8 protein-coding genes and 1 pseudogene are annotated in these 8,726 nt (G+C 62.7%); 1 reads left to right on the top strand and 8 read right to left on the bottom strand.

Translation table 11 applies throughout. The features are described from left to right. Window positions 1-582: pseudogene (locus tag EN893_RS09535) on the top strand (hypothetical protein); the annotation flags it as partial. 9 nt (window positions 583-591) lie between these two features. On the opposite strand, the gene EN893_RS09530 reads toward EN893_RS09535, so the two are convergent. The 8 genes from EN893_RS09530 to EN893_RS09495 form a co-directional block, all read right to left on the bottom strand. After that, the gene (locus EN893_RS09530) at window positions 592-777 is read right to left on the bottom strand and encodes a hypothetical protein (RefSeq protein ID WP_127268456.1); all 186 of its coding nucleotides are present in this window, start codon (window positions 775-777) and stop codon (window positions 592-594) included. 94 nt (window positions 778-871) lie between these two features. Beyond that, window positions 872-1,918, bottom strand: coding sequence for a UDP-glucuronic acid decarboxylase family protein (locus EN893_RS09525; protein WP_027036338.1), 1,047 nt, complete (start codon window positions 1,916-1,918; stop codon window positions 872-874). A 23-nt stretch (window positions 1,919-1,941) separates the two neighbouring features. Further along, window positions 1,942-3,045, bottom strand: coding sequence for a glycosyltransferase (locus tag EN893_RS09520; RefSeq protein WP_128361511.1), 1,104 nt, complete (start codon window positions 3,043-3,045; stop codon window positions 1,942-1,944). Further along, a complete protein-coding gene (locus tag EN893_RS09515; protein ID WP_127268454.1) occupies window positions 3,042-4,136 on the bottom strand; it encodes a glycosyltransferase in 1,095 nt (364 codons plus the stop codon). Before EN893_RS09515 ends, EN893_RS09520 begins: the two co-directional genes overlap by 4 nt. Further along, window positions 4,133-5,263: a glycosyltransferase gene (locus EN893_RS09510; RefSeq protein WP_127268453.1), complete on the bottom strand. Its 1,131-nt coding sequence runs from the start codon at window positions 5,261-5,263 to the stop codon at window positions 4,133-4,135. The genes EN893_RS09515 and EN893_RS09510 overlap by 4 nt, the downstream gene beginning before the upstream one ends. A 2-nt stretch (window positions 5,264-5,265) precedes the next feature. After that, entirely contained in the window at window positions 5,266-6,366 is a 1,101-nt protein-coding gene (locus tag EN893_RS09505) for a glycosyltransferase family 4 protein (RefSeq protein ID WP_127270575.1), read from the bottom strand. After that, complete coding sequence (locus EN893_RS09500) at window positions 6,351-7,643, bottom strand: TIGR04295 family B12-binding domain-containing radical SAM protein (protein WP_127270573.1); 1,293 nt, start codon at window positions 7,641-7,643, stop codon at window positions 6,351-6,353. Before EN893_RS09500 ends, EN893_RS09505 begins: the two co-directional genes overlap by 16 nt. Beyond that, window positions 7,640-8,726 (bottom strand): NAD-dependent epimerase/dehydratase family protein (locus tag EN893_RS09495; protein WP_348632465.1); only part of this gene is annotated, 1,087 nt, incomplete at its 5' end. The genes EN893_RS09500 and EN893_RS09495, both read right to left, overlap by 4 nt.

The raw sequence follows: 8,726 nt of genomic DNA, 5'->3' as shown, positions 1-8,726 counted from the left end.
CCGCTACCCATGGAAAGACTGATCGCGGAGTTCACAAATTACCTGGCCTGGCGTGCGCTCAATCTTCGAACTTGCGAACCGGGTGCATCATTGCTTGCACTCGCGGAGATGGCTGTTTCCAATACGTCGGAAGCCCTGGGCGAAAAACGCGCGGCAGCCTTGCGCGGTTGGCTCTCGAAACAGGCCCCCGCGAGCGGGCTGCAGCGCGTTGAAATCGATGGAAAGCTCCAACCATGGGAGTTTCTCGTTCGTGCCGACGGCAGGGTGCTCAAGACAGATGCCGTCGACCATTGCCGGGCACACGATTTGATCGGCTGCCAGCCAATAGAGTGGGACATTGCCGGCGCCCGTGTCGAGTACGGGCTATCCGACAGCGATGTGAGGACCCTGGTCCAAGGAATGAAGCTTGCCATCGACAACGGCCACATCGGCTTTTTCGAACCGTGCTATTTGGCATTCCAGCTCGGGCTCTGGAGCACGGCTGCGCAATCCGAAAATGGCCGGGAAAAAGCAAGGCTCGCCGCGACGGCAGACCGATATAGGATGCGACTGATAGGGTTCCTGGACGAATGCCTGATATGATCGTTCCGATCAGTCCAGCCTTCGCAGCATGTCTGCTTCCTGCTCGAGAATAGCGGCCACTTCCTCGCGCTGCAGATGCGTCATCATCAAGCTGACGCAGCACTCGAGATAGGTGATCGAGGCGCGCCGCAGATAGGCAGCCGTCTCGCGTTCGGCCATCTGGTCGATATCCCTCGCGGGTCGCTTGGGTTGCATGAGGATGATCCTCCGTATCGGTTCCTCCCGCCAAACCACAAGCTTGGGCGGATGTTCCGCGCGATCTCGGGAAAGATTCGGCGGCCGTCTCGCATCACGCCGGAAGGTTCTGCAGCCCGCCGGATGCCGGCCTCGCTCTTTTGGCAAAGCCTGTCATCTGATCGCCGATGCGACTGCCTTCGAGCGCCGCGAAATAATCGATCGTCAGCTTGAGCCCTTCGTTGAGGGGCACCTTCGGTGTCCAGCCGAGCAGCGCTTTTGCACGCGAAATATCGGGCTGCCTGCGCCGAGGATCATCTTGCGGCAGCGGCAGAAATCTCAAATCCGATTTGGTGCCGGTCATCGCCTTCACCAGCGCCGCCAGTCGCACGATGGTGAATTCTCCGGGATTGCCCAGATTGACCGGCTTGCCCGGATTGGGGTCGATGTCCATCAGTCGCCTCAATCCATCGATCTGATCGGAGACATAGCAGAAGGACCGCGTTTGCAAGCCGTCGCCGAAGATCGTCAGAGGACGTTTTTCTAACGCCTGCATGATCAGGTTTGAGACGATGCGGCCATCCGCCGGATCCATTCTCGGACCGTAGGTGTTGAAGATGCGCGCGACGCGCACGTCGGCTTTGCCGGCTCTAAGATAGTCGAAGCAAAGCGTTTCGGCAGTGCGCTTGCCCTCGTCGTAGCAGGCGCGCGGGCCTGTGCAGTTCACATGGCCAACATAGTCCTCCCTCTGGGGATGTTGCTCCGGATCGCCATACACTTCGCTCGTCGAGGCCTGTAGCAGCCGCGCGTCATATCGGACAGCGAGTTCGAGCAGGTTGAGCGTGCCGATCACGCAGGTTCGCGTGGTGTGTATCGGGTCGGCCTGGTAACGCGGCGGCGAGGCAGCGCATGCCAGGTTGTAGATGCGATCCACGGGCTCGCCGAGATCCAATGGCCGGCAGATGTCCTGCTCGATCAATCGGAAACCCGGCTGATCCATGATCGAGATGATGTTTTCCATGCGCCCTGTCAGGAAATTGTCGGCGCAGATCACGCGCCAGCCATCGCGGAGCAATGCTTCGCAAAGATGCGAACCGAGGAATCCCGCACCGCCGGCGACAAGCACTGCCTTTGCCCTTTGCGCGTTTCTTTTTTGTCGCATCGTCGTTTTCTCCTGTATGCCGGTCATGCTGCGCTTCCGATGTCGAAATCGAGGGCCGCCGCCCTTGGCTGTGTCAACGCCGTCACGAATTCGCGCGCTCTGGCCGCACCGGTGTGGGATGCGAGGACGCGTTCGCGGGCCCGGCGGGCCATGGCGAGGCGTGTGCGCTCGGACTCGCCGAAGAGGATTTCGATGACATCGTCCGTTTCCCCGGCGTTGTGAATCGCCGATGCGGGAAAGAAGCTGTCGAGCCCTGGCCAGCGATCGCTGATGATGGGCGTGCCGCAAGCAGCCGCTTCGAACAGGCGCACACTGGGTGACCATCCGGCAGCGATCATGGAACTGCGTGTGACGTTCAGCGTGTAACGCTGACGGCTGTAGAACGCGGCATGATCGGCCGGCGGCAAATGTTCGATGCGTTCGACATTGTCCGGCCAGGTGATGTCGGATGGGTATTGCGAGCCGGCTACGACGAAACGGCGGTCCGGCATACGCCGTGCTGGTTCGAGCAGCAGCGCGTTCCGCGTTGCCTGCCGGTCGGCACTGTAGGTGCCGAGATAGCCGAGATCCCAGCGGATCGGATCGCCGGTCCGGTGGTGCCGTTCCGGGTCGACCGAGCAGTAGAGCGGTTCGGCGCGGCGCGCGCCGAACTCCTCCACCAGACGGCCAAGCATCGGCCCGCCGGTGAACGAGAAGTAGACATCAAAATACGGAATCTGCCGCCAGCTCAGGTAATCGCAATCATCGGCTGAAAGCTGCGCCACGGTTACCGGCGTGTCGATGTCGTAGAAGCAGAAGCGCCCTTTGCAAAATGAAGCGACGATGTCGATGACCACGCGCCCTTCCGGCACGAAGGAGCCCATGACGACAATGTCGGCCTGCTCCAGGCACCGGGCGTAGTCGCTTTGCAACTCCGCAGTGGTTTCGTAGTAGCGCAAGGCGCAGAAATCCGGATCTCGCAGATCGCGGTGGTTGGCGTACCACGGCACGTCTCGCTCCAGAAAGGTCACGCGGTGGCCGAGTTCGTGCAGACCTTTCAGCAGGCCTCGAAACGTCGTGGCGTGGCCGTTTCCCCAGGACGAGGACAGCGACAGGCCGAGAAAGACGATGTCCAATTGCTTGGTCATTCCGCTGCCTCCACGGTCCCCTGCTCGAAATGACGTTTGAAGACGGCATCGGCCACGTCCGCCCGCAGCGCGTAGGTATGGTCGGCCAGCACGCGGCAAAGTGCGGCCTGGCCGATTGCCTTCGCCCGACTGGAGGTCAGCGAGCGCATGATCTCGGCGACATCGCCGCCGTCCCGTGCCACCAGGATCTCCTCGTCTGGTTTCAGGAACAGTTCCACGCCCAGCCATGCGTCGGTGATGAGGCAGGCACCGGCGCCGGCCGCCTCGAAGACACGCGTGGCCGGTGAAAAACCGTTTACGGCCATGCTGTCGCGACTGATGTTCAGCACGGCCTTGGGAGTGACGTTGAAGGCATTATGATCGCGGGTGCCAACGTGACCGAGCCAGCCGACATTGGCGGGAAGCGGCTTGTCCCCCCAGCCCGATCCGCCGAGCAGAAAGCGCTGTTTCGGCAGCTGGCTTGCGGGATCGAGGAAGAATGCTTCGACACGCGCCTCACGATCCGGCAGCCGGTTGCCGAGGAACGCCAGATCGCAAGCGAAACGCGCATTGCTGGCGACCGGGTGATGCGTTTGGGGATCGAGCGCATTGTAAATCGGCACGCATTCGTTCGCCCCCATGGCACGGTAGGCCCAGACGACGGGGTCGCCGCCGCCATAGGTCAGCACAAGGTCGATTTCTTGCAGGGCGCCATGGAGCGGATGGTCCGGTTCGTCGCGCAGCTGGGCAAGGGTTGCCGGAGCGTCCACGTCCCAGAATACCACCAGCGCGTCGCTGCGGGCATGGTCGAGAACGGCGCGCAGCAGCGCCTCGTCCTCGAAACCGACGCCACTCGCCTTGACGACGATGTCGGCGCTGGCGGCGCGTGCCGCGACCTGCATCAACGCGTGCTGGGTCGCTTCATAAACGACCACTGTGCACCAGTCAGGGGCCTCGATGTCGCGGTTCTTCTGCCGGTCGTAGACGTCGGGCTCATAGAAGGTGATTTCGTAGCCCAATTGGGCAAGCGCCTTCAGCAAGCCGCGATAGTAGGTCGCGGCACCGTTCCAGTAGGACGACAAAAGGCTCGATCCATAGAATGCCATCTTCATGCGGCGGCTTCCTTTGCGGTGGTCTTGTTGATGGTATGTTCGGTTGTGCATTCCGTGAGCACGCCGAACAACTCGTCGACGCGGTGCTGGCAGGTGTGCCGCGAGCGGATGGTCTCGAGACCCGAAGTCACCAGGGAAGCCGCGAAATCCGCATCGGCCAACACCGCCCGCAGGTGTTGCCGCATTTGCGAGCCATTGTGGGCGAACAGGAAGTCGACGCCGGGCCTGAACAGCTGCTCGACATCGGACCATGGTGCTGAAATCAGCGGAATGCCGCAGGCGAGTGCCTCGAACATGCGGATCGTCGGAATTCCAGGCAAACCCTCACGATAGGGGCGCCGCGGGATGTGGACGGTGACACGATGCGCGGCGAACGCCTTCGGCACGTCGGCATTGGCGATCCATCCGTCATAGCGCAGTCCGGCGGTGGCCAGATCCGCAAGTGCGGGCTTGGGGTAGCGTACGCCGTGCACGGTGGCCTCGAGACCGAGATCGTGTACCGGCTCGATTAGAAACTCCTTGAGTTCGGCGGTTCGTTCATCGTCGCCCCAGTTTCCAATCCAGACCAGATCGGACGTGGGGTGGATCTCCGGGTGCGGCTTGAACAGGCGATCGTCCGCAGCTTCATGCCAGGTGAAGACGCGCTTGCCCCAGCCGGCGCGCAAATAGCTCTCGCGCAAGGCCTCGCCAAAGGCGAGAACGCCGTCATAGTGCTCCAACCGCAGCGCCGAGATTGCCTCGGTCGCCGATACCGCCCGGTGGTGGGTGTCATGAAACAGAAGGATGAAGTTGCCGCCAGCGGCCCGGGCACGGCCGATACGTGCGACAAGCTTCGGATCCGTCCACTCATGAACGATCACAACGTCGGCCTCAGCGATCCAGGCCTCGTGATCGAACCCGACATCGTAGGTCACCGGCATCAGTTCTGGGAAATCCTTGCGGAAGCGTTCGATGGCGAAGGATCCCTTCTCAGCCAGCAGGTTCGAACGGCTCCAGCCGTCGGACGGCTCCAGCGCGACCGCCTGGTGCCGGCGCGCGACCAGTTCCCGCATGATACCGCGCAGGAAATGGGCATTGCCGTGGTTCCAGTCGGAAACGACCGAGTGGGTGTAGAACAGAAAGCGCATGGTCAGCGCCCCGCCATGGCCAGGGCCGCCTTGTCGTAGATGCCTCGCATGGCCGCCGCTTGCCTGGCCAGTGTAAACCGGCGGCTTCGTCGCAGGGCTGCCTGGCCGAGCTCCCGCCTGAGTTCGACATCGCTGGAGAGACGATTGAGGCAGGCAGCGAGGTCGTGGGGATTGCGCGCGTGAAAGAACATCGCGGCCCCGTCCCATAGTTCGCGATAGGTTGCGATGTCGGAAAGCACCAAGGGCGTCGCCGACATGGCAGCTTCCAGCGCGGCCAGACCGAATGGCTCATAGATTGATGGCGACACGAAAATGCCGGCGCGCGCCATCAAGGAGCGCACCTCGTGAGACGGCAGTGCTCCCAGAGGAACAGCATAGCTGAAGCTGGTACGCCCGCCGTTGGGACCGTGCATCGAACCGGCGGCAAAAACGGGCCATTGCGTCAGCGACGCGGCCTGGTCGATCACCGCCGCATTCTTGCCCTCGTCCCACCAGCGGGCAGCGGCGAAGACGAGCGGTTGGCGCTTTTCGGTCTTCGGCACCGGACTGGCACTATTTCCGACCACACTGAGACGCGCGATCGGGCCATAGCAGGTCTCAAGCATGTCGGCATGGCTGCGGCTCGGCACGATAACAGCGTCGGCCCGATCCAAGCCGCGCCTGTTGCGCTCCTTCTGCCAGGCCCATGCGCCATCCACTGCCTGTTTCCTGACGGCGTGGAACCATGTCGTCACGCAGGAATGCGAGACCACCACGGCTGGGCACGGCGCATCGAATCCCGCCGCCTGCGTTGGTGCGTTGAAATGAACAAGGTCGATGGCGTGGTCGCGCATGGGCGCAAGCAATTCCCGCGGCAGCGCGTCGAGGTCGCCGCCGTTGCGGGTCATCCAATCCGGCGGCGTACTCAACCAGATCAGCGTCGTGAAAGCCTCCGCCTCCGCAGCCTGCTGCCTCGACGGTTGTGGACCGAGGCCGGCAAGCACCACACTGTCGCCGCCGTTCACAAGTTCCCGTGCCAGATCAAGGGCATAGCGCCATACGCCGCCCACGGCATCGACGGTCATCAGGATGCGCCGCGAGCGCGGCGTCAGTGTCCGCAACATGTCGCCTCCAGTTCCGCCAGCGGTCGCGGCCGCCTCTCCTGGATGTCACTGAATTTCTGGAAAGATGCGAGGTAGTGGTCATGGGCGCGTTCCCAGGCAAGGTCGTCGGGTTCGCCCCAAAGCTCGCGGTAGCTGGGCGAACTCGGATACGGGTAAAGCGGCACAGGTTCGTTGGCCCATACGCCGTGGTCGATCAGGTGGGTTCGCCAGTGCTCGACCAGGGCGGGATCATCCTCGACCACGCCGATCAGATTGGCCTGAACGAATGGAACGTGACGTCTGGCATCGACGAGCAGCGCGGCGAGTTCCTCGGTACCCAGCCGGCAGCGCTTGGCCAGCATTGCCCGACCTTCGACGGTCAGGCTTTCGAGGCCGGCCTCGATCGAGACGCAGCCCGCGGCGCCCAGCAATTCCAGCAGTTCGGGCTTCCACAGATCGATGCGGGTCTGTACGCCGAATTTCACGTCGCGATCGACCAAGGCTTCCAGCAACGCTTTTTGCGGCAGGAAGATCTCGTCGATGAAGTAGATGTAGCCGACACCTTGGGCAATCAGCCGATCGATCTCCGCCACCACCGCTTCATGGTTTCGACGGCGATAGGCATCACGGAAATCGATCTTGGCGCAGAAACTGCAGTTATAGGGACAGCCGCGCGATGCCTCGACTTCCGCACCGAACCCCACCTGATTGTCATCGAACCTGTGATGGTGGTGCGAATGGGCTGCGATCCAGTCCGCTGGCCATTCGAGTGGCGGATGATCGACAAACGAGCTGGCGTGGACGCCTCCGTTCGAAACCACCTTGGCATCCCGCAGATAAGCGGTTGAGGGCACGGCGCTCCAATCATCGCGCCGGGCAAGCTGCTCGACGACTTCTTCACATTCGCCGCTCACGACGATGTCGACGCCGAGCTTGCGCAAGGTCGGCGCCGGCGTCGCCGAGCCGTGCGGCCCGACCGCGACCGTGCGTCCACCGCGCCCGGCGAGACGGTTGAGGAAATCGGCCGGCACACGCAATTCCGGCGGTGCGCAGCGCCAGAACAGATAGGTCGGGGCGGTACTGACGACGGTCATAGCCGGGGCGAAATCAGCCACCCGCTCGCAGAGACCGGAATTATCGAGCCTCTGCAACTGCCCATCCAGCATCAGCACCTCATGTCCGGCGGCTTCGAGCAGGGCCTTCGAATAGCCGAGTTCCAGCGGCAGATGTGGTTGGCGGCAGCCGAAATAGATGCTGTCGTCGTAGGTCCAGAATGGGTTTACCAAAGCGATTTTCATGCGACGTACCTCACGGCTTCAGGGCGAGGCTCGAGCCGATGGCGCTGCAGCCAGTCGGCGAGGTCGCGGACGCCTTCGCGCCATGAAACATGGGCCATCCAGCCAAGCGCGGTTTTGATCTTGCGGGTGTCGGCGACGAAGAAGGGCTGGTCGCCCGTGCGTTCCCCATCGTGGCGGATTGAAAGCTCATGGCCGGTCAGGCTACGGATCTCGCTCAACAGCCTGCGCAGGCTGACCGCATTTTCCGGGCCGCCGCCAAGATTGAATGCCTGGCCTTTGGTGGTCTCGATGCGATCGAGCACGGCCCTGTAGGCGGCGACGGCATCGGAGACATGCAGGATATCGCGCACTTGCCTGCCGTCGCCGTAAATGGTGATTGGGCGTCCCGTCAGCGCGCTGAGCAGGAAGTGTGCGACCCAGCCCTGGTCCTCGGTTCCGAACTGGCGCGGTCCATAGATGCAGCTCATCCGCAGCACCGCCGTCGGCATGCCGTAGGATTTGGCATAGTCGAGCACATACTGATCCGCCGCGCCTTTGGAGCAACCGTAGGGCGTGCAGAAGTCCAGGCCCCGAGCCTCATCGATGCCGTGCGCCTGGATGACGCTGTCGCAAGGCACATAGTGATCGCCGTCCTCGCGGACCGCGACGTCGGGCAGGCTGCCATAGACTTTGTTGGTGCTGGCGAAGATCACCGGGATAAGCTCACCGCTCAGTCGCGCCGCCTCCAGAACGTTGAACGTTCCCCGAAGGTTGATGTCGAAATCCTCGCCTGGCTGGACCAGGCTTGTGGTGACGGCGGTTTGCGCGGCCAGATGGAAGATCGCCTTTGAACTCATCAGAGCCGGCGCCAGGGCGTTGGCGTCCCGCACGTCGATCGTCTCCACCGTGAGGCGACCGCCGTGTTTTTGCGCCAGCCATTCAAGGTTCTGCTCGACGCCCGGACGGCTGAGATTGTCGATCACCAGTACCGGCTCGCCATCCGACAACAGGCTGTCGGCGAGGTTCGATCCTATGAAGCCGCTGCCGCCGCTGATGGCGACCGGCGCGTCGCGTCGATTGCGTGTGTTCATGAGACCAACCCGC

This window comes from Mesorhizobium sp. M7A.F.Ca.CA.004.04.2.1, assembly GCF_004022825.1.
In the GTDB taxonomy this organism is placed as follows: Bacteria; Pseudomonadota; Alphaproteobacteria; order Rhizobiales; family Rhizobiaceae; genus Mesorhizobium.
Note: the sequence above shows the minus strand (reverse complement) of the source record. Positions and strands in the feature narration are given on the sequence as shown.

Excerpts from the sequence above, each read along its gene's own strand:
- EN893_RS09510 (WP_127268453.1), bottom strand. The coding sequence starts at position 5,263 with ATGCGCTTTCTGTTCTACACCCACTCGGTCGTTTCCGACTGGAACCAC.
- EN893_RS09505 (WP_127270575.1), bottom strand. The coding sequence starts at position 6,366 with ATGTTGCGGACACTGACGCCGCGCTCGCGGCGCATCCTGATGACCGTC.
- EN893_RS09530 (WP_127268456.1), bottom strand. The coding sequence starts at position 777 with ATGCAACCCAAGCGACCCGCGAGGGATATCGACCAGATGGCCGAACGC.
- EN893_RS09525 (WP_027036338.1), bottom strand. The coding sequence starts at position 1,918 with ATGCGACAAAAAAGAAACGCGCAAAGGGCAAAGGCAGTGCTTGTCGCC.
- EN893_RS09515 (WP_127268454.1), bottom strand. The coding sequence starts at position 4,136 with ATGAAGATGGCATTCTATGGATCGAGCCTTTTGTCGTCCTACTGGAAC.
- EN893_RS09500 (WP_127270573.1), bottom strand. The coding sequence starts at position 7,643 with ATGAAAATCGCTTTGGTAAACCCATTCTGGACCTACGACGACAGCATC.
- EN893_RS09520 (WP_128361511.1), bottom strand. The coding sequence starts at position 3,045 with ATGACCAAGCAATTGGACATCGTCTTTCTCGGCCTGTCGCTGTCCTCG.